Here is a 20,748-nt window from a genome sequence, read left to right as displayed (position 1 = left end):
GAAAAACCTCATTTCTCTTCGGAAATCGAGCAGGTATGTCGATTGCATGCTCTATCCGTATCGTCTTCACAGTTAAACCGATAATGACCCTCCTTCAAGGACGATGATGGGAGAAAGGGAACTCTATTATGGAATACCAGCCCTCCGAGCTATTTCAGCGACCAACCGAGCAAGATGTTGCCAGTCAAACGCCAAGCACGTTCCCTGGAGAAGTCTCGGCCTTCACTCACAAAGGCCCTGGCGGACAACAGGATTCTATTGGTCACCAGGAGCCAGCAGAGGAGGGGCGTGCACATATATTGCATGACATGGCGCAGATGACTGCCCAGAGCTTTCAATCTTCGCAGGAGGCTATGCGCGTTGCTCTTGAAATGCTAGGCCGTTTCCTGGATTGCCAGACCCTCTTTGTCGCCCGGGTCTGTATGCACCAGACGGAAGAAACCATCTGTGAGGGGCAGATAGAAGATGCCCATACCCTCAAGATTATGGAGGCGCGTAATCAAGGCACGTCGATTCCTGCACCGGGAGCGGAAGGGCCAATGAAGCGAACCTATTGTCAGACCATCTGGCGCACACAGCGACCCCTTATTGTCGAAGATTCCACGCGTAACCCCTATTATCAGCAGTTGCCTACGACCGAGGAGTATAACATCGGATCTTATATTGGCGTCCCCCTGCTCTACAGCGATGGCCGTGTTTATGGTACCCTTTGCTCTCAGGACCCGCATCCACGCCCACTTACACACCAGCCGGAGAAGCTGGAATTGATGCAAATTGTGGCTCGTTTTCTGATTTCGCATATTGAACGGGAAGAGTTGATGGAGCAGTTACGTGCGGCAGAGAAAACTCAGGCTGAGCTGGTATGCAAGGAGCAGCAAGCGCGACTGGATGCAGACCGACGCGTTCAAGAACTAGAAGCTATCTTTGAGGCTATGGGCGATGGCATGCTTGTGTGCGACAGCAATGGGCTGCTTCGTATGAACGATGCCGCCCGGCCCCTCTTGTCTGTAATCCCCTCATGCAACAATATCCATGATTTCCTTGATTGCCAGCGTGGGAGGACGGTGATCTGGGATGAAGACGGTCATCCCATAGCTCCTGAGGATATACCTATCATGCGCGTCCTGCGAGGTGAGCGCCTGGTTGGAGAAAAGACGGTCATCATTCAGCGGGAGAACGCGCGGGGCGAGAGGCGCTTCCTGGGTATCTCCGGGCGGCCGATTTGTGATCTGCATGGTCATGACAACGGTGGTGTGCTCATCTTTCGCGATATAACTGAACGCTATCTGCTCGGGCGGCGCACGCATGAAACGCTGGACGCGCTTCTGATGCTGGCTGAATCCCTGGCGCGCTTGCCAGAAACGCAGCCTACGCTCTCTACTGATGTGTCCTCGTCAGATCAGGCATCGTCACTGCGCTTTACCTGTCAATGCCTGAGACAACTTATATCTGTCATCATGCACTGTCAGGACGTTGGTATCCTCTCCTTTGATCCTGAAACCGTAACCTGGCACTTGCTGAACGAAGGTGATTCTGACCAGGTGCAGGAAGCACCATGGTGGCATGACGTCAGGCAAGCTTTTGCCTCTTCCCAGGAGCGAGATACAGATTGCCTGCGCAACAATGAGATCGTGATACATGAGCTGTCCCCACAGAAGGGGTTAGATACTCCATTGATGGTCGAGGCGCCAATGTTCCTGGGAAACCGCATGCTTGGTGCACTCGTCCTGATCTCACCTCAGAATGACGATCCATTTATGCCCATTGACTACGCCCTGATCAAGACCGTTGCCAAGCTGACCGGGCTGGTATATGAGAGAGAACACCTGCTCTTGCAACAGGCCGAGGCCCGTGCGCATGCGCTGGCATTGCAGGAGACCAATCGTCGCTTCAATGAGTTCTTGAGCATTGCCAGTCATGAACTGAAGAATCCATTAACCGGCTTAAAAGGCAACATTCAGTTAGCGCAACGCTCACTGCGAACCTTGCGCTCTCAGCGGATGCAGGAGCAAGAGGCCTCCGCCGCCTTGCTGGAGAAGATACAGCACTATCTCGAGCGTTCTGAGCAGCAGGTGCATGTGCAGAGCCGCCTGGCAAGCGACCTGCTGGATGTCTCGCGTATTCGGGCGGGCACACTTGAGCTTCATATGCGGCCTTGCGATATTGGGCAGGTGGTACGAGAGGCGGTCGAGGACCAGCGGCAGATCACGGAAGGCCGGATCATCATACTGAAGCAGCCGGACGAGAAACTGCTTATTCATGGCGATGCTGAACGCTTAGGTCAGGTCGTGAATAACTATGTGACCAACGCGCACAAATACTCAGCGTTTGAGAGGCCTATAGAGGTAACCATCACGACCGAAGGCCCTATGGTCCGCGTGACAGTAAGCGATCAGGGGCCAGGCCTGACCTCTGACGAGCAGAAACGCATCTGGGAGCGCTTCTATCGCGCTAAAGGCATCAACGTCATGAGTGGGAATGGCCTCGGCCTCGGCCTGGGACTGCACATTTGCAAGACCATCGTGGAGCAGCACGGTGGCTGCGTGGGCTTACAGAGCACGCGCGGCCAGGGCTCCCACTTCTGGTTTACGCTTCCCCTCAGCGCTGACCAGGCTCCCTGCTGATAGCAAGAGGGGCAACAAGAGATGCCCTTTATTGAACTTTTCCCCTGGCGGTAACGGGCCAGATAGCCTCCAGCCTTCCATTTCGATGGGCGTAATAGGTGTCATGAAGGTTGATGGTGGTATCAATATGACTTGGGATGAACTCAATACGATCGCCAATCTCCAACGGCGTTAGTGCGGATGCAGCACTCATGCTCCATGTGAGAATGCCATGTTCATCTCCCCCTGGCTGATAGGCAATGCCAGTCAGGCCCTTGGGTTCAGGCATACCGCTCTCAATAGAGAGCGACTTAAGACCGGCATCAACGACGGCCCTGGTAGGGGTCGGTTTACTGATGACCGTCGAGAGAATGGTCAGGGCATTGGCATAGGCTGGGCCGAGGGCGTTACGATAATCAGTGTCCATAAACACGAAAGAACCCGGTTGAACCTCTGTGATTTCGGCGCAATTGGCGCAGATCTCCGCGGTTCCCGTTCCACCAGTGGTCACGATCTCGATGGGAAAGCCCTTTGCTCGGAGTTGGGCGGCGGTTTCTGTGAGGGCCTGCATAGCCTGCTGGCAGCGACGCCCTCGCTCCTCTGGATCGTGTATATGTTGGAGATGCCCCTCGTAACCCTGAACGCCAACCAGGTGGATGTTGGACATTTTGCTGAGCTGCTGCGCCAGCATGAGTGCTTCCTCCCCAGGCAGTACTCCACAGCGGTTCTGCCCAACATTGAGATCAATGAGCACGTTGACTTCGACCTGGGCCGCACTCATCGCCTGGTCAAGCGCCTGGGCGCCTGCAAGGCTATCTACGACAACCTTGATCCTGGGGTGCTGGCGCACGAGGTCAACGAGTCGCAGTAGCTTTGGTTTACCAACAACCTCGGTCGTTATCAGGAGATCCTCAATACCGCCTTGCGCCATGACTTCCGCTTCGCTGACCTTGGCAACGCACCCTCCAATGGCGCCTGCCGCCAGCAACAGGCGTGCCAGCTCAGGACTCTTGACTGTTTTAAGATGAGGTCTGACGTGAACCCGCTTTTCGCGAAAGCGTTGCATCAGCCTGACAATATTTTCCTCCATCAATGCAATGTCCACAATCATCGATGGCGTGTCGAGTGCCTCCAGGGGATCTCCTACCTGAGGATGATACATACCAGCAACTCCTTCTTAAAGTCTCTAGTGACGAGTGGCGCGAGGAAAGTGCATGTTAGTCCTTTAGAGGGCTTCTTAAATGAGGTTTGATATTGAGAGCCCTTGGAGGCTGCATGCATCTGCCGCAATGTTTTCATTTTACCACGGGAAACGCGCCACTCTGATTTCTTCCGCGTTGTATCTACTCTTCCCTGTGTTTGGCTGTGAGTACATCGCGTATATTGGGCATGGAGGCCACGAGCGTTTCCATTCCCATTTCTGCGGCTATGGCGGAGGCGGCCTCGGTATGTTGTTGCGCCTTGGCGGTGTCTCCCCTGGCGAGATAGATGTCCCTGATGAGCAGGTGATCCAGGGGCTGGTAGGGGCGGAATTGGGCCTCTTCGCGTAGCTTGAGTGCTTGCAGGGCCAGAGGGAGGGCCTGCTCCAGGTGGCCTTGCTTTAAGGCGTGCAATGCCCTGTGGCGGGTGGGCTCGGTCCTTTCAAAGGCGTGTCCAGATTCCTCGGCTACCTGGCCGGCCCTGGCGTAGTAGTCTTGAGCCTGCTCATCCAGGCACCAGCGCTCATGCACCAGGCCAATTAGGAAGTAGGACTCGCTGATCCCGCGTGTATCGTTGAGCGCCTCACGTTGTTGCAGAGCCTGTCGTTGATGGGTAAGGGCCGTGGTAAGCTCCTCGTCGTATCTCCCTTGCCCTTGTGGAACGAAAGGCGAAACGCCGCTCTTCAAGCTTGCGATAGTCGTGGCATTGCAGTGGGCCTGCCCAAGCAGGCTCAGGGCGTCTGCACGGCTCTGGGGATCTTGAATGGCTTCGGCGACCTGTTGGGCCTGGCTAATGATCGAGAACATGAGCTCTGTCTCCCCACGTGTAAGCAAGTGGTCGACGATGAGGACCTGGCTATAGAGAAGTAAGGGCCTGAGGCGTGACTGTGGCGTCGCCTCCCTCGCCTCTAGCAGGCGCAGGGCAGTGGAAAGCAGATGCCGGGCGTCCTTGAGTCTGCCAAGTAGGAAGTAGGCTTGAGCGATCTCAGCGAGTGTCTCACTGGCATGTGTATAAGAAGATGTGATGGCTTCGTGCGTAAGTACGGATGACTGCATGTTCTGCTCCTTGTCAATGTTGTGTAATGAGGATCTTCTGGCTGGCATCCCTCAGTTGCCTGAAGGTATAGCGGCTGTCTATAATACTAAGGCCCGATGCTTTCGCAAGCAATGCGCAAAAAAGCCTTTTTGTTGAATAATGGACACATGAGCGAAACTGTTGAGAAACGCAGCGGAGTGCTGGCAGGAAGACAGAGAGAGGAGGCGCAATGGCGACGCAGAAACGGCATGTCGATCGGCGTGTCCAGCGTACACGTGAGGTGTTGCAGCAGGCGTTTAAGGACGTTATACGTGAAAAGGGCCATATGACGATGGGTATCCGAGGAACAGAAAAGGGCTTCCTCGCGCTGAGTATTCAGGACGTGACGGAGCGGGCCAATGTCAATCGAGGCACCTTTTATCTGCATTTCGCGGATAAGTATATGCTGGCGGACGCCGTAGCGCGCGAGCAGTTTTGCCTGATGCTGACAGAGGCGCTTCCTGTCACAGCTGCCTGGGACAGGAAATCCTTGCGGCTGCTGATCCTGGCTTTGCTGGAGAGCTTTGAGCAGAAGTACCACCATCAGCAGCATTCCTCACGTGTCCTGGCCCCACTCCTTGAACGGGCCACGCACGAGGAGCTGACGCAACTGCTCTTCACCTGGCTCAAGCAGCGGAGGGGAGCGAGCGCCCAGGAGGCTACACGGCTAGAAACGACAGCTTGCATCGTTAGCTGGTCGATCCTGGGGCCAGCGATCCAATGGAGCCAGGCGGAACTGGTACTGCCAAGGGAAGAGATGGCAGACGCCATCTTATCGATCATCATGAATGGGACGACTGGCCTCTAGATCGCTCGCCTACCAGGCTTCCAACAATGGTAGATTGTTGTGTTGTAGCCAGTATTTTACCTGCGCGCTCTGAGGGGCCTTTGCTTCTCTGAAGAGATGGTAGCTCTGGTTGCCGTAGTCGTGGGCGAGTGCTCTCTCCCCGTGTAGAGCATAGACCTGAGCCAGGCCGAAGAGAGCGCTGGCCATGTTGATCTGGTGACCGGCCGGGGCATTCGCTCGTGCCTGCTGATAGGCCTGGAGGGCCTCACTTCTCTTGCCTTGCTTGAGGTAGATATCGCCCATGGCACAATAGATGCCACTGACGGTATCAGGATAAGGCTTGGCCTGGGCGATCTCTAAACCTTCTGTTAAATAGGCTAAGGCCTGGGCGTCATCTCTCCCACGCCTGATTTCAAGTAACCCGAGGTTTTGCAGGAGCACACTGGTCGCTTGCTGAAGTTGCATCTGACGTGCGTAGGTGAGGCTTTCCTGCCAGCGGCTCTCAGCTTGCGCCAGGTCATCCTGACTGAAGGCCAGGTCTCCCAGGTCGAGGAGAAAATGACAAATTTCCGCGCGGAGGCCGATCTGTTGCGCCAGTGCGAACCCTTCACTTAAAAGCTGCTCTGCCTCAGCGTAGCGGCCATGCGTAGTCATATAGACGCCCGCCGAGCCTAAGAGTGAGATGAGGGCTTCATGTTCTGAAAGCGTGCGTGCGATTTCGAGTCCTTCCTGAAAATAGTGTTCTGCCTGCGCTAGTTTACCCTGGTAATCTAAAATGACTGCCAGGAGTCTGAGTATGTGGCAGGTCGAAGTGACCGGTGGAAGATGGTGGCTGATTGCCAGCCCTTGCTGTAGGTAGGCTTCAGCTACGGCATACTCTCCCCTGACAATAGCGCTATGGCCCAGGCAGGAGAGCGCCGTAGCGACTATTTCATGCTGGGGATCATGTTTCTCCATCAAGGTAAGACAGGCCTGAGCATAGGTGTCAACGTCTGAATAATGGGCAAGAATGCGGGAGAGAGAGGCGAGGTGGCACAACACGCGAGCCTGGTTGATCTGCTCGTGCTCTTCTGTAAAAACACTGCTCGCTTTGAGGAGGAGCTCTTGTGCCTGGGAGAACAGGCCGTGCTTCATGAAGAGAGGGGCGCTGTTAAGTACAGCGTGGGCGAACAAGGCATATGTCTCTGGCTCATAGGCATACTCAAAGGCGGTACGTATATTTTCTATTTCCAGGTAAAGGGCATAGTGCCCATGGGTAGGGCTCTCGAGGAGCTGGAAGAAATATTTGCTCAAACGATCTCTGGCCTGGCTTTCAGCAGAGTGCATGCATGCATAGTCGATGATGCTTTGATGGAGTTGATAGCGTTCGTGCTCATGAACTTCCAATAATCCTACATCAACCAGGCGATCAAGCACCTCTGGCACTGTTGCTGTGACCGCGAGCGCCGCCTCCTCTGAGAAGGTATTGGGTTTGGGAGGGAAGAGTGCCAGGGCATAGAGTGCCTCGCGTTCTGTTTTCTCCAAAATGGAGATGCTCATCTCGATGACGGCTTGCAGACTGACGTCTGTCTCGTGGAGCGCGTCCGAGCCGAGTCTGGAGATTCGAATGCCAGGTTGGGTCAAATTCAAGCGGTGCTCAACCTGCTTGAGACGTGAGAGGGCTTGCTGGGTGCGACGAGATTGCTGGTGTCGTGTCTGTATTAGCAGGTAACTCCCTATCAGGGTGAGTGCCAGGGGGAGCCCGCCGACAGCATGGGCGAGTTCTTGTATCTCTGTTTGTGCTGTGTTATGGAGGGTGGGGATCATATGCTGTAGTAGTTGCAGACTCTCCTGCTCATTTAATTCAGGAACCTGGATAACCTCACCTCCAAGCGTGTACGCGATTTCGGGTAAACGTGTTGTGAGGATGCAGGCGCTGTGTGTATTCCCGATGATGCAGTAGGTGGCCTCTGTTATATCCCAAACGTCATCGATGATAAAAAGCAGGCGCCGCCCTCCAATAAGAGCGTGCAGCCGCTGGGCCCAGTCTTGCAAGGTATGCAGTGAGCGACATTCCTGCTCATTGAGGGATAGAAGATTGCCCCATCGATTAAGTACCGTCAGTGCCTGTCCGCGAGGTCCAAGCCCGGCCCAGAGAATACCATCGGGAAACCAGGAGCGTATCTCTTCATGAGCGGCGAGCTCCATCGCGAGAGTGGTTTTTCCTACACCGGGAAGGCCATGCAGGACGAGGCGTGTGGAGCGGTGAGGGGAGGTTGGCTGTAAGAACTCTTTCAGGCGTTGTAAGAGGGCGTCTCTTCCCACAAGTGGGATATCACTGGTTAAGCGACTGGGGAGCATAGGATCATAGATTGTGGTGGAGAGAGGATGTATGAGATGGGCCTGAATTGGCTTGAGCAGGCCTAATTCTTGCAAACTTTTTTTGAAGAGCTTGCAGAGCCTCTCCCCATAGTAGGAGCTTGGGGAGGATGCGCCATTCTCCCAGCGACTAATCATATAGGCGTGTGGTGCGCCAATGAGCGCGGCCACCTCCTGTTGTGATAAGTGGTGTTCTAAACGTGCATTTTTTAGTGAGGTGTTGAATTGTGCCTGGTTGGTTTTCCTTCCACCCATCGAATTGCTCCTCTTATCTATCTTCTGAATCCTTTCACCGACAGAAAATGGGTCTTGTTTACAAGAATTGGTAAACGTTGATTCATTGCAGTTGCGATGTACTGGCAATGAAAAAGGTATCTCCTCCCCGCTCGTGCCCCTCTTTCAGAGTGCTACAGGTGTGAAACGATAAGTCATGCCAAGTTTACTTTTAGGGTAGTATACAAAACATTCTATTGCCAGGGCAAAAACAAAGGGCTTATATAGTCATTTTGGGCGAATGTATGCGTTGCCATATGCGTAAATGATCTACAAAAAAGAGACTATCTTTCTGGAAAATGACGGTAAAAAGATAAGTACACGATATTATCTTTTTATGCTTCAGCTTGTAGAATATTTCTGGCGCCAAGATATGTACATGCAAATCTATTGTTTTTTGTTTTTGCGCAGTAGCACGAAAAGGAGCGTACATGCCGTACATGCCTACACGTCTTCCGTTCTTTTCCTATGTGAGCAGGCGGATTGGTAAAGCGATGCTTATCGTGATTTTCGCGTTTATGCTCATGATATTTGCCACCTCTCCAGCTTTTGCCTATCATCTCGAAGGTCCTAAATGGCATGGACAGCCAGCGAGTGGCTGTTGTGCGCAGGTGAATGTGTACTTTAACGGTACTCTGTACATAGTTGATCAGACCCCCCTGCATAATGCTGTGAAAGCCTGGAATGGTAGCCCGGCCAATGTCCTCCTCTATGAGAAATCTGGTAGTTTGACGCTGAATGATACATATAATTCTTCCGTTGGTTGGGATGGGATTACCAATTATGCCTGGAGTACATCGAGTGGCCATGAGTACTTCACATACGCTCATATTTTGATCAATTTTTACTACACTATGAATTACAGCTCCGGCACTATTCAAGGAGTTGCTGTGCACGAACTGGGGCATGCACTAGGGTTGGATCACTCTAATGGGTGCGTCATCATGAACCCATACACCTCTTCACGCTGTGGCCTGACGACCCCTCAAACAGATGATGTCAATGGCATAAACGCCCTCTATTAGGCGTGTGAAAGGAAAGACGTTAATGAAAAGAAGTCTCTCTTCCCTGTGTTTGCTCGCGGTCTGTGCGCTGTTCTCGCTCCTGGCCCTGGGAGGCTGCGGATCGGCGTCAGATCAAACGTCGGCAACCACGACATCCTCTAACACTACGCCCCAGATAGTCCACCTGGATATGAGTTGGAGCAAAAACTATCACACGCTCAAAGATCTCAAACAGGATGCCGGCGTCGCGGTCCATGGGACCATAACTCGTATCATTAATCAGGAGGTCGATAGCGCAGGTATTCCCTACACCAACTTTGAATTTACGGTGTCGCATATCGCGCATGATCCAGCCAAAAGCCTCACAAAAAATGCTGTGGTCGGGGGCGCGACCAGGATTACGATCCACCAGACGGGGGGCGTTGTCAATAACACGCACTATGAATCCAGTGATGACCCTCTCTTCCAGGTTGGTGAGCAGTACATACTCTTTCTCAAAGAATACAAACCGGGTTTCTATTATGTCATTGGCGGACCAACCGGGCGTTTTAAGGTCCAGAATGGGGCCGTTAGCCCAATGAACAACGATGGAGTTCCTTTCTCTGGCTCCCAGGACGATTTCGATAAAAACCTACAAAATGCATAGCCAACAAGCAACGGTATAGGATCTCCTGTGGCATGTGCTACGCCAAAGCTCTGTTACAGGAAGAAAAGGAGGGCATTCCCTTTCGCTACAAAGGGGATGCCCTCCCTTGATTGGAAAGAGGGGAAATGCTCTAAACGATCCCCTCTCTCCGGCAGAGGTGGCGGACGTCGCAAGCCTTGCAGACGCCGGGGCGAGGGAGCTGCTGGATGGCAAAGTCTTGTTGCTGGATGTGCGTCACAACCTCCTCAACGTAGTCATTGGCCTCCTGGATGTGAGTAGGGGTATAGGGAATCTCCATGAGGGCATCTTTTTTGTGTTCCTCGGCGGTCCAGTAGAGGAAGAGGCGTCTGGGGGCCTGCCCGGTGCGCGCCTGGAGGGCGGAGGCGTACAGATAGAGCTGTTGCTTGTAGAATGCCAGGTAGTCCGTATCCTTCTCTGGCCGTTTGCTGGTCTTAAAGTCCATGATGTCGAGGCCATGCGTGCCATGTAGAAGCAGGTCGATCTTGCCTGTGAGGATATAGCGCTCTTTCTCCACGCGAAACCTGTCTTCGGCGCCCGCGATCATTTTGAGCGTGCCCTGGTTTGTATGGACGTAGTTGAGGACCTGGTGCAGGGCTTTCTCATTCTGGCTGGTATCGCTGGGGTCCAGGCTGGTTGCCGTCAGAAAGCCCAGGGTGCGCTCGAAAATACGTGTAAGCTGTGTATCGTCGAGGTTCGTGTGTGGTTGCTCAAGGACCAGGCGGTGAATGTGCTCAAGGGTGTGGTGGACGATGAGGCCAGTGAAGGGCTCGGTCGCGCGCCGAGGGACAAAGTTAAACTGGCGAAAGAACTGAAAGCGACGTGGGCAGGTGGCGTAGAGCTGGATGTGCCCGGTAAAGCTATAGCGAGGCTTGAGCGCTGTGTGTGGTTCTGCCTCTGTACGTGGCATAAGACGTAGTCTATCACGGGCATAGACGCTCTCAGGGGCGGTACGCCAGATAGTGGCGAACTCTACATGTGGCAGCCTTTTGGCGGTAAGGATGAGGAGGTGTTTGGCGCGTGAGAAGGCGACATAGTAGAGGCGGCGGAAGTCGAAGGTGGCAATCTTCTCCTCGGCTTCAAAGGGCTTACGGTGATAGAAGCCTTGCAGATGTTTATTTTCATTCTTATACTCATCCCTAGAGAGGGAAGAGGCCTTGTCGAGACGCCCCACGATCACGACGGGAAACTCCAGGCCTTTGGCCTGGTGAATCGTCATCATCTGTACATGGTCAGAGGGAAAGAGCAGGTTGGGATCCTCTGGTAGATTGGCCTCGTTTTCGTAGAGCAGGCAGAGAAAGGCGTGCATGAAGCGCGCACGGGCCTGTTCAAGCGCTGACATGTCGGGAGACGTATCGCGATAATACCTGTGGAAGGTTGCCAGGTGCTGTGAAAAGGCCACCAGGTTGGCGCGCTGCGTCTCGTTAGCGAGGAAGCCGGAGAATGCGGGGTGAAAGAGCAGAAGGTAAAAGTAGTCGAGTAATTGTTTGCCTGGTTGCTCCCTTACCTCTATGATGTGTGCCGCCTCCTCTTTCAGGGGCTGGAGGACCTGTACTAGCGTGGGGTGAGTGTGGAGCTGTTGCAAGCAGGCGCGGACGTAGCCTGGGAAAGCGCTATACTCCATAACAGTATCCTGGTGTATGCCATCATAATCGAGCAGGTAGGCGAAGCAGGCAATGATCAAGCGGATCTCTTCTTGCTCAAAGTATTGTCTGGCGCGAGGACAATGTATCGCGATACCTCGTTTGTGAAAGGCCTCGATATAGGTTTCGCTCATGTAAGAGCGCACGCTATACAGCAGGAAGGCCACCTGGTTATAGTCCGAAATGCGCCCTTGCTCTTTAAGTGTGTAAATGAACTCAGCCAGTTGTTCTGCCTCTTGCTCGACGTCTGCATCTTGAAGTGTCAGGACAGATGGATAGTCGGAGAAGGTTGCCTGTGGATCGGCCTGAATGATCTTTTCCGTGCGTGAGAGCCTATCATGCTCGTCATTTCTCCAATCAAGTGTTCGCATCCAGCGATTATAGAAATCGATGATCTGCGGATGGGAGCGGTAGTTCGTCGTCAGATGGTATTGGACGCAGGCGCCGGAGAACTCGCTCCTGGCGGTGAATTCCAGGATGTTGCGTACGGTGGCGCCACGGAAGCGGTAGAGGGCCTGGTCTTCATCTCCCACCACAACCAGGTTGTAGCTCTCTGTGGCGCGTGCGAGCGTGAGCAGAATTTGCTCCTGAATGTAGTTGGTATCCTGATATTCGTCGACAAGAATGTAGCGTAGACCCTGGATGATCTCTGGTCGCCTCTGCAGCAGGTTATAGGCGCATTTCTGCAGGTGGGCAAAGTCTACGCGGTTGGTCTTTGTGAGAAGCTGCTGGTAATTCTTATAGGCATACGTTAGCGCGTAGAGGAATTTATCGCGCTCGCTGGTGGGACGCGGAAACTGCTTGACATAGTCTTTGAGTTGCTCAAAGATCAGCTCCTCCGTGATCTTATCGAAGTATTTGCCCAGGTGTTTGGCGACCTGCCAGTGGTTACCCCACAGGTCCACAAAAAAGGGAAGTGTCTGTCCGTGACAGATTTCTGTTAGATGCTCAAAGATCAGGAGTGGCTGGGTGAACTGATTGAGGATTTCATAGTCATTGCCCAGCGGGGTATGGTGGAGATGCTCCTCGACCAGGCGGTTGCAGAGGCCATGGATGGTATCAATTTTGAGCTGTGAGAGGTCTGCTCGATAGTCAACCGCTTTGGCGATACCTGCCAGGCGATCCTGCATCTCGAGAGCGGCCTTCTCGGTATAGGTGCAGAGGATCAGTTGGGAGGGCGTAGCCTCTCCCGAGAGGAGTAAATTCATCGCCAGCAGGGTAAGGCTATGAGTTTTACCAGAGCCTGGACCAGCGATGACCAGCAGCGGCCCCTCTTTGTGGGAGATGATGGCTTGCTGCTCTTCGTTCATGCGACCATGATAGAGCGCATGCAGTTGAGGATGAATCATGACACTTCCACCTTCCATTCATAATAGTATGCTCACTATAATTATGAAAAAGGTGAATGTCAATATAAAAGTGTATTAGTAGGCAATTTGGATGATAGAGGATTCAAGAAGAAAAGCAGCATGGAAGCATGCAAGGTAAGGACGTGGTGGTGGACCAGCTCTATCAGCCCACCGCCACGTTCTTACCTTTGACATCTATCAGGTGAGATGGTGTTCGATGGCGTAGCGGGTGGCAGCGGTGCGTGATGAGACGGCCAACTTGCTGTAGATAGAGGTCAGATGCCAGTTCACGGTGCGCCGGCTGATGATAAGCTTCTCCGCCACCTGGGCATCGGTTAGGCCCTGGGCGACCAGGCGGAGGATGTCTACTTCGCGGGCGGTAAGCCCGGCGGGATAAGGTGCTGGTTCGTCCGCTGGGGGCTGGATGACTGCGTCTTGCTCCAGGTGTCTGGTGTCTTGCTCCGCGCCCGAACTCTTTCCCGCCAGCAGCTCGCTGGTGTATTTCTTCTCCCCTAAGTGCGTGTGTATGCTTTGCACCAACTGCTCATACTCTGCGCGCTCAGCGCCATTCATGTGGACGCTGACATCTATCTTCATCATGGCCGTGCCTAGCAGACGGGCGGCTTGCTGGAAGCGATCCTCGGCGGCGGCAATTTTCGCCAGGGCGATGAGGTGCCAGCCCGCCTGGATCGCATTGCCTATCTCTTCGGCTAGGGTCAGGCCTTCCTGATAGGCGGCAGCGGCCTGCTGCCTATCTCCTTGTAACATGTAGACGTCGCCCAGGCTATGCAGGGCGATTGTTACAAACGTTTTGTCGCCCAGCTCGCGGAAAAGGGTCAGAGCCTCCTGTGCCAGGGCGGAGGCCTCGGTGAGGTTGTGCTCCTGGATGGCGAGATATCCCAGGTTCTGGACCGCCGTCGCGATGAGGGCTTTATCATCCAGGGCGCGTGCGAGTGTGAGGCTCTCTCGCGTGAGTTTGGCGGCCTGGGTGAGATCGCCCTGGCGCATGGCAATTGCCGATAAGGTGGAATAGGTCATGGCGGCGAGAGAGAAATCCCCGAGTTGTTGGGCAAGCTTGAGGCCCTCTTCTGTATAGGTCGTTGCCTCAGTCAACGCGCCCAGACCCCAGGCAATACGGCCCAGTTTGCGTAGCAGGTGGGCAAGCTCCCAGCGCAGGTCGAAGGTACGGCAGAGGTGCTCGCTCTCCTCTAAGAGGGGGCGAGCTGCCTCGGTCTCCCCCTGGATATGGAGCAGCATGCCCGCTGCTCCCAGGGCGCTGGCGAGTTCGCTTTTGTGGTCTAAGCTGCGGCAGAGGGTGATGCACTCCTCGAAGCGGGCGCGGGCTACGGCATAGTCATCCTGATAGTAGGCCAGGTCTCCGGCGCTGTAGAGGACAGTCGCGCGTGTGGCGGAGGGCTGTTCGGCGCGTGGAAGCACCAGCGCGGCCTCCAGCCAGCGGCGTCCCTCATTCCAATGACCGCACAGGTGCCAGAACCAGCCCAGCGCAGCACAGAAGCTTAGCATAAGCTCGATCTCTTCCTGCTCAATTAACCAGCCCAGGGCGGCGCGGATATTCTCCTGCTCGTGGGTCAGGCGCCTCATCCATACAAGCTGTTGCGCGCCCTTGAGGTGAGGCTCGGCCTCCTGTGCCAGCTTGAGATAGTGTAGAGCATGAGCACGCCGGGCTGGCTCCAGTTCGCCCTGCTCACGCAGGCGCTCCTGGCCGTATTCACGCAGCGTCTCGAGCATGGAGATACGCGACTCGCTCTGTTGCTCGATTTGTAGGAGCAGGCTCTTATCGAGCAGCTCGCCAACGAGTTGTAAGATCACAGATGTTTTGTTATGTAAGGGATTGGCAATGGCTTCGATTGTTTCCAGCGAGCAGCCACCCGTGAAGACCGAGAGGTAGCGAAAGAGTTGCTGTTCCTCATCGTTTAAGAGATCATAACTCCAGGCAATGGTGGCCTCCAGCGTGTGTTGCCTGCCTGGTGCATCCAGGACGTTGTGAATCAGAAGCGAGAAGCGCTGCTCCATGCGATTGAGGAGCGCCTGTGGTGGAAGGAGTTTGACGCGCGACGCCGCCAGCTCAATGGCCAGGGGCAAGCCGTCCAGTCGCCTACAGATCTCCGCGATAGCTGGTGCATTCTCATTCGTCAATTTGAAATGTGGCCGAATGGCCTGGGCGCGCTGGAGAAAGAGGGCTACGGCAGCGTTGTGGGCCAGCGTGTCGAGAGCGAGCAGCTCCTCGCTCTCCGGTGTCGCGAGTGGAGGAACCTGGTACTCATACTCGCACTGTAGATGGAGCACGGCGCGGCTAGTGACCAGAAGTTTGAGTTGGGGACAGACCGTGAGTAATTCTACTAGCAGGGGCGCGGCGGCAGAGACATGCTCGAAGTTGTCCAATATGAGCAAGAGCTGCCTGGTTGAGAGAACTCCCTTGACCTGCTCGGAGAGTTGCTGCTCGGCCAGCTCCTGAATACCCAGTTCCTGGGCGATAGCAGGTAGGACGAAAGAGGAGTCGCTGAGCATGGCCAGCGAGACAAAGCAGATCCCATCCGCGAAGTCGTTCTGGAGAGAGGACGCTACCTCTATGGACAGGCGAGTCTTGCCTATCCCGCCGGTGCCTAGAAGCGTTAGTAAGCGCACTTCTGGACGTTGTAGCAACGCTGTGACCATAGCCAGGTCCTGCTCACGCCCGATGAGGGGCGTAAAGGTAACGGGGAGCTTCCAGAGATGCTCTGAATGTTGGTGGTTTTCGTGTTGTGAGCTTTGAGGTGGGTGGTGTTGTCCTCTCTGTGTGCTTTCGTCAGGCGTGATGCGATCAATCATTGGAGCCTCCCTCGTATCACTTTTTTGATGCTATGCATGTCCTGTCGTGAAGTGAACGAGGGGAATGAGACCTAATTGCACACGAATAATTAACTAACGCCATGTATAAGTTTTGCCTGGCCCCTTGCGCCAGCGGCGCTTATCTATCAAGTGAGGTGCAGGTTGGCAGCCTGCGGCTGCCAACCTGCACCTCACTCCCCTACTCAGGCGAGCGCCATAGGCGCGAGGAGTCACACCAAAGTTGTACCTTGGGTGAATTAGAATGAGGTAATGGTGGAGGATTTTATGACAAGAAAGGGCTTCTCAAGAACCTTGGCCGGAACAAAATTGCCGGAGTCAGGTCGGTGGTAGAGCAAAAGGGAGACGTCTCCGTTGGCATTCTGATCCACTTTTACATGGGTGTTGTCAACCTGGATTTCGTTGCCTGCGAGAGAGATGATCACCTTGTGACAGACCGGGCAGGTATATTCGGCGCCAAACAAGCTGGTCAACTGGGCTTTTTCCCGGCCAAGCATGGGGACGTCCTGTGGATTGAGGGAGTCGTCGTTTGTGGTCATGGCGTACTCTCTTTCTGTTGTAAAGAACAGCCTTAAACATTGATTTTATCTTTTAAATCGTTATGCGTCAATGGAGTGTGAAATGAGCGTATTTTGTGTTCTGTTCTTTTGCTCCTTTCCATGCCCTAGGAGACAGAGTGTAAGGGGAACACTCCTTCAACCCCGCCAGGGGTAACCCCTGGACCCCTGTATGCGCTATTAAAAATATTGATAGGTGCGCCAGGTCTTGTTGGTATAGTGTTTTTTAACGGAGCTAATGTAGTCGAAGGCGTTAGCAGGATACCACTGGCCGCTGTACCAGGCGCCCATACAGCCCCAGATGTCGCCCGCGTGATAGGGGGGATAGCCTGCTGTGGGAACGTTGGTGTAGCTGGCCTGGCCGTCGTAGCAGGTGCGAATGAGGCCATAGACGTACTCGGCACCAAAGGCAGTATCGTCGCGCATCATAGGCCAGGCGCTCTTCCAGTACTGGTAGGTGAGCTGGAGCAGGCCCCAGTATTGATAGCAGGCCTTGCCATCCCAGGTACCTGGAGGACAGACAGACTGGTTGGTGGTGGCGCCGCCTTTGGTGCTCTGCACCCAGTAGGACTCAACCACCGCTTGAGCACGTACGATATCGGGATCGATGCCCCATTTGCAGGCCACCCATTGGAGAATCTCGTCGGTAGTACCAGTAAAGTTGCCAGTGATCTGGTGGGTATATTTGTTTTGTTTGGGATCAAGCTGGGTCAACTGGGATGCTGCGGGCACGCGATGGTTGGCGTCGGCGTTCTGGGGGCGTGGCTCCCAGGATGAGCGTTGAACGCGAGCGGCACACTCCGCCTCGCCAGGCAGAGCTGAGCCAGGGGGCAGCATGCCCATTGTAGTAGTAACGGTGGTAGGAGCAGGCTTTGTAGGCGTTGGTGGCACGGGAGTTGGCGTTGGGCGTGAGGGAAAGTGCCAGCCACCTTTAGGAGGTGTGGGCATCGGCGTAGTAACCTGAGCCTTGTGAGGAAGAGACGCGGAAGACGATGAGGAACCCATGCTGCACGCAGTGACGACACAGAGGACGAGGAGCATGGAAAGACCCGCCATTATACGCGTACCTTGCACACGTGAAAGAGACATTCGGTGCATGGGTCCTCTCTCCTGATCGTCAGTATCGCTGTCTATTACCTGCTTATTCGCTTCCTCAATGTATAAGACGAATAACATGAAGATCTTTCTATGTGATTCCCCGAAAGTCCTGGTTGGCTTCTTGGCTTAGAGCGCATTCTAAGCATTAAGAGAGATATGAGTATGGGAGATGCGGCATTGGCGCACCTCCCATACTCATATCTCTCTTGTGATATCTTCGACAAATTAGTACTAAAATGCTGATAGAATGACTTGATTTTCTATACGCGACAATTTATACTTTTGAGGTATTCGATCTTTTTGGAAGTTTAACCTTTAGTATGTATTACGGCGTTTCAGTGTTTAGCCAGAAGCTGAAAGCTGAAAGTAAGTGCTCTGTAGGTTGAAGCTTCTAAATGGATGAAGAATTTCTCCTGGGATACCGAGGGATGCCAAGTTCTGCCTGATTGTTTCTACCTCTAATGCCTCAATGCATATAAAAAATCACAAAAAGGGAGAAAATCTGTGGCCTTACACAAAAAAATGCTAAGCCTCTCGTCTCTGGGTGTGTTGATGCTGTCTATGCTGCTGGCTTTAAGTATCTCTTTGCTGGGCAGTGGATCGGCCGCGGCTGCCACCAGTGCGGCATCGAACATCACACCACGTTTCTACTATTTCCATCATGACCCGCCTAAGAACGCCTTGAGGAGCAATCATGTTCCCGCTGCCCTGGCGACATGGACCTCGACGTTCACGGTTGATGGAGTGACCTATCCCTATACTATGGTTGGTACTGACCCTACGCAGGGATCGAAGACGACCAAAATTCCAGTCAATATCGTGCCTATCAAGGTTGTCTTTGGGAAGACTGTGTTTGATGGATCGAAGAAGGTAGATTCTGTGATGGATTCGCCCCTCTTCAAAAAGAATGATTTCCAGACTGGGCATACGCAGTATACCGATGCCATTCAGCGTGCCTCGTTCTGGAAAACGATCCAGAAGTTCAGCCCTAACTATCATGTCCTGCTAGACAAACCCAATGTCAAAAAGACATACACGATTAACGTGCCTACGAATCAGGGCGAGCTGGTCTCCACCACGACCAATCATATCTATGGCAATATCGATGATATCAACTGGTGGGATACACAGATGCAGCAGTTGCTGGGGGAATACAAGGCAACCTCCAATGGCTTGACCATCTTCCTGACCTATGATGTGCTCATTGAGCTAGGTGTAGGTGGTTACCACAATGCAACCGGACAGGGCCTGCCTGGCGACCTGACCTATGCCTGGGCGTCGTACTACGACCAGTACCTCTACAGTGGTTTCTCGAACACGGGTGCCTTGAGCCATGAACTAGCTGAGTGGGTCGCTGATCCATATACGACCAACGTTGTTCCAAGCTGGTCCGTGCCATCTGAGCCGCAGTATGGGTGCAGCAATGTCCTTGAGGTTGGCGATCCCCTGGTGGGCGTCGTCTTCCACAAGGATGGCTATACTCTCCAGGACGAGGTCAACTTCTCCTGGTTCTCGCGTCAGAGTCCCTCTATTGGCTACAAGGGGCGCTATACCTACCTGGGAAACAAAGATTTTACGAGCTACTCTGTAAGCTGTTAGCATAGTCGCGTTCCTTATTGGGTAGGCGCATAATAATAATCAGGCAGAACGGTAGTTTCCTCTCACCTTGCCAGCCAAGAGGCTGGCAAAGAACATAGAGAAGCGGAGGGCTCATTGGCGAGTCCTCCGCTTCTCTATGTGGGCCTCTTGCTCTTCTTTAGAAGCCTATTACATTAGTGTAGTGAAGCAATGTTTGCGGCATTGTTCTCGCCGCAGGAGAATGGTATAAGCACGGACAGAAGTTTGGAGACGTCGGGGGTGCCCCAACCGGTTGCCGCATCCCAGCCCTTCGTGGCGCTATAGCCAGGAATGGTGACCGTGTTCCCGTTGGCATCCGCATAGGCATAGCCGTTATCGCCAACCGTGGTGTCGTGGAAGACCTGTTTGGCGAGCGAGGTATGTCCGATCAGATAGAAAGCGGGATTGAGGAAGCCCAGGCGATGGTTGGCCTTCTGCGCGCCAAGCGCAGTAATGCCAGCCCATTGGGGAGACCCGGCGCTGGTACCACCGAAGATGTAGATCGCGCCAGGTGTGCCAGACTCGCTCCAGACGGTCAGTACACCACCATTGATGGCGGCATTGTAGGAGACGTCGGGCTCGCCACGGAAGCTTTTAATCCCGGGGATACCATACTGGTAGAACGGCTTGTGGTAGCTCGTGCTGAAGCCACCGCCGCCTGCGCTGCCAAACTGAGGCTCATTCCAGACCACCTCACTCTGGTAGGCGCCGGTAACGGGATCAGCGATGAGCTGAGTGCCACCAACGGAGGTCACCAGGGGATCAGTAGCGGGAGAAGAAGCACTCAGGAAGTAGTTGCCGGAGCCATCGCAGCTGGGCTGCGAAGAACCCTGGTCGCCAGCGGAGGCAAAGAGCGTAATGTGTTTCTGGGTTGCCTCAAAGAAGAGCTGATGCTCTTTCTTGAGCAGTTTGGGGTCGACGCAGGTCTCGCCCTCACCAAAGCTCTGCGAAATCACATCACCCAGGTTGTGGTCAACTGCATAACGGGTCGCGCTGAGGATGTCCTCATCGCTATTGGTCTTGGCCAGGACCAGGTTGATCGTGGCGTCGGGCGCGACAGCATGTGCCCACTCGACATCCAGGGAGATCTCACCGGACCAGCCGACCTGGTTGTCATCGTTTGGATCAAAAGGTGTTAGACCATCAGGAGCGATGATATTGAGGGGCGCATCCTGAAGACCAAAGGTCTTGTCGAAGAGTTGCAGGTCACTGGCAATCGACGGAGCGCTAAAGGCGTCGACGATCACAATGCTGCGACCCTTGCCAGTGATACCGGAATCAAGAACGGACTGAATGTTATATGCCGTGCGAATCTGCTGTGGTCCATAGCAGCGAACTGCCGCGGTTGCAGACTGACACCGGAACGTGGGACCATCCTGTACATTACCCGCATAGACATGCTGGGGGTGGATGGTGACCGCATTCGGATTGACATGTCCAGCCGCGTGAGTTGCCTGACCGGTGCCTAGCGTAACGCTAGCTAGCAGGCCAAGCATAACAGTGGAGGCAAATAACACTCTAGGCATGCGACGAAAAAAGGAATTTTTCGGCATAATGTTCTCCAGCTCTAGGAGTCGTATTAAAAAAGAGTGAAGAGCAGAAATGGCACCAGAAACAGTATAGATGCTTGTCTATGTAATTTCGGTGTTTATAACATGTCTAGATGGTTGCTAT

The 20,748-nt window shown here is 53.9% G+C and carries 13 protein-coding genes; 5 read left to right on the top strand and 8 right to left on the bottom strand.

The annotated features are described in order from the left end of the window. The first annotated feature begins 128 nt into the window (after positions 1 to 128). Positions 129 to 2,624 carry a sensor histidine kinase gene (locus JMJ04_RS02160; RefSeq protein ID WP_201368926.1) on the top strand — a complete coding sequence of 832 codons (2,496 nt, stop codon included), beginning with the start codon at positions 129 to 131 and terminating at the stop codon, positions 2,622 to 2,624. 28 nt (positions 2,625 to 2,652) lie between these two features. On the opposite strand, the gene JMJ04_RS02155 is transcribed toward JMJ04_RS02160, so the two are convergent. Continuing rightward, positions 2,653 to 3,765 carry a DSD1 family PLP-dependent enzyme gene (locus JMJ04_RS02155; RefSeq protein WP_201368925.1) on the bottom strand — a complete coding sequence of 371 codons (1,113 nt, stop codon included), beginning with the start codon at positions 3,763 to 3,765 and terminating at the stop codon, positions 2,653 to 2,655. A gap of 181 nt (positions 3,766 to 3,946) precedes the next feature. Beyond that, the gene (locus JMJ04_RS02150; RefSeq protein ID WP_201368924.1) at positions 3,947 to 4,858 is read right to left on the bottom strand and encodes a tetratricopeptide repeat protein; all 912 of its coding nucleotides are present in this window, start codon (positions 4,856 to 4,858) and stop codon (positions 3,947 to 3,949) included. Between the two features lie 209 nt (positions 4,859 to 5,067). Between JMJ04_RS02150 and JMJ04_RS02145 the strand changes: the two genes are divergently transcribed. Further along, positions 5,068 to 5,685 (top strand): TetR/AcrR family transcriptional regulator, encoded by a 618-nt coding sequence (locus JMJ04_RS02145; RefSeq protein ID WP_201368923.1) that lies wholly within the window; start codon positions 5,068 to 5,070, stop codon positions 5,683 to 5,685. A gap of 9 nt (positions 5,686 to 5,694) precedes the next feature. On the opposite strand, the gene JMJ04_RS02140 is transcribed toward JMJ04_RS02145, so the two are convergent. Beyond that, positions 5,695 to 8,277, bottom strand: coding sequence for a tetratricopeptide repeat protein (locus JMJ04_RS02140; RefSeq protein WP_201368922.1), 2,583 nt, complete (start codon positions 8,275 to 8,277; stop codon positions 5,695 to 5,697). Positions 8,278 to 8,735: 458 nt separating this feature from the next. On the opposite strand from JMJ04_RS02140, the gene JMJ04_RS02135 reads away from it, so the two are divergent. Next, entirely contained in the window at positions 8,736 to 9,320 is a 585-nt protein-coding gene (locus JMJ04_RS02135; protein WP_201368921.1) for a matrixin family metalloprotease, read from the top strand. A gap of 22 nt (positions 9,321 to 9,342) precedes the next feature. Further along, the gene (locus JMJ04_RS02130) at positions 9,343 to 9,945 is read left to right on the top strand and encodes a hypothetical protein (RefSeq protein WP_201368920.1); all 603 of its coding nucleotides are present in this window, start codon (positions 9,343 to 9,345) and stop codon (positions 9,943 to 9,945) included. Positions 9,946 to 10,075: 130 nt separating this feature from the next. Here JMJ04_RS02130 and JMJ04_RS02125 read toward each other — a convergent pair whose 3' ends face one another. The 4 genes from JMJ04_RS02125 to JMJ04_RS02110 form a co-directional block, all read right to left on the bottom strand. Beyond that, positions 10,076 to 12,955: an ATP-dependent helicase gene (locus JMJ04_RS02125; protein ID WP_201368919.1), complete on the bottom strand. Its 2,880-nt coding sequence runs from the start codon at positions 12,953 to 12,955 to the stop codon at positions 10,076 to 10,078. Between the two features lie 198 nt (positions 12,956 to 13,153). Next, positions 13,154 to 15,784, bottom strand: coding sequence for a tetratricopeptide repeat protein (locus tag JMJ04_RS02120; protein WP_201368918.1), 2,631 nt, complete (start codon positions 15,782 to 15,784; stop codon positions 13,154 to 13,156). A 257-nt stretch (positions 15,785 to 16,041) separates the two neighbouring features. After that, positions 16,042 to 16,341, bottom strand: coding sequence for a hypothetical protein (locus tag JMJ04_RS02115; RefSeq protein ID WP_201368917.1), 300 nt, complete (start codon positions 16,339 to 16,341; stop codon positions 16,042 to 16,044). A gap of 198 nt (positions 16,342 to 16,539) precedes the next feature. Beyond that, positions 16,540 to 17,457: a hypothetical protein gene (locus tag JMJ04_RS02110; RefSeq protein ID WP_201368916.1), complete on the bottom strand. Its 918-nt coding sequence runs from the start codon at positions 17,455 to 17,457 to the stop codon at positions 16,540 to 16,542. A 504-nt stretch (positions 17,458 to 17,961) separates the two neighbouring features. Here JMJ04_RS02110 and JMJ04_RS02105 point away from each other — a divergent pair. Further along, on the top strand, positions 17,962 to 19,056 hold the full coding sequence (locus JMJ04_RS02105; RefSeq protein WP_201368915.1) for a hypothetical protein: 1,095 nt from the start codon (positions 17,962 to 17,964) through the stop codon (positions 19,054 to 19,056). A gap of 173 nt (positions 19,057 to 19,229) precedes the next feature. Here the strand turns inward: JMJ04_RS02105 and JMJ04_RS02100 are convergent, their stop codons facing one another. Continuing rightward, positions 19,230 to 20,627: a S53 family peptidase gene (locus tag JMJ04_RS02100; protein ID WP_201368914.1), complete on the bottom strand. Its 1,398-nt coding sequence runs from the start codon at positions 20,625 to 20,627 to the stop codon at positions 19,230 to 19,232. Positions 20,628 to 20,748: the final 121 nt, after the last annotated feature.

The sequence above is a fragment of the Ktedonobacter robiniae genome, from assembly GCF_016587375.1.
GTDB classification, from domain to species: Bacteria; Chloroflexota; Ktedonobacteria; order Ktedonobacterales; family Ktedonobacteraceae; genus Ktedonobacter; species Ktedonobacter robiniae.
Note: the sequence above shows the minus strand (reverse complement) of the source record. Positions and strands in the feature narration are given on the sequence as shown.

Excerpts from the sequence above, each read along its gene's own strand:
- JMJ04_RS02160 (WP_201368926.1), top strand. The coding sequence starts at position 129 with ATGGAATACCAGCCCTCCGAGCTATTTCAGCGACCAACCGAGCAAGAT.
- JMJ04_RS02155 (WP_201368925.1), bottom strand. The coding sequence starts at position 3,765 with ATGTATCATCCTCAGGTAGGAGATCCCCTGGAGGCACTCGACACGCCA.
- JMJ04_RS02150 (WP_201368924.1), bottom strand. The coding sequence starts at position 4,858 with ATGCAGTCATCCGTACTTACGCACGAAGCCATCACATCTTCTTATACA.
- JMJ04_RS02145 (WP_201368923.1), top strand. The coding sequence starts at position 5,068 with ATGGCGACGCAGAAACGGCATGTCGATCGGCGTGTCCAGCGTACACGT.
- JMJ04_RS02140 (WP_201368922.1), bottom strand. The coding sequence starts at position 8,277 with ATGGGTGGAAGGAAAACCAACCAGGCACAATTCAACACCTCACTAAAA.
- JMJ04_RS02135 (WP_201368921.1), top strand. The coding sequence starts at position 8,736 with ATGCCTACACGTCTTCCGTTCTTTTCCTATGTGAGCAGGCGGATTGGT.
- JMJ04_RS02130 (WP_201368920.1), top strand. The coding sequence starts at position 9,343 with ATGAAAAGAAGTCTCTCTTCCCTGTGTTTGCTCGCGGTCTGTGCGCTG.
- JMJ04_RS02125 (WP_201368919.1), bottom strand. The coding sequence starts at position 12,955 with ATGATTCATCCTCAACTGCATGCGCTCTATCATGGTCGCATGAACGAA.
- JMJ04_RS02120 (WP_201368918.1), bottom strand. The coding sequence starts at position 15,784 with ATGATTGATCGCATCACGCCTGACGAAAGCACACAGAGAGGACAACAC.
- JMJ04_RS02115 (WP_201368917.1), bottom strand. The coding sequence starts at position 16,341 with ATGACCACAAACGACGACTCCCTCAATCCACAGGACGTCCCCATGCTT.
- JMJ04_RS02110 (WP_201368916.1), bottom strand. The coding sequence starts at position 17,457 with ATGCACCGAATGTCTCTTTCACGTGTGCAAGGTACGCGTATAATGGCG.
- JMJ04_RS02100 (WP_201368914.1), bottom strand. The coding sequence starts at position 20,627 with ATGCCGAAAAATTCCTTTTTTCGTCGCATGCCTAGAGTGTTATTTGCC.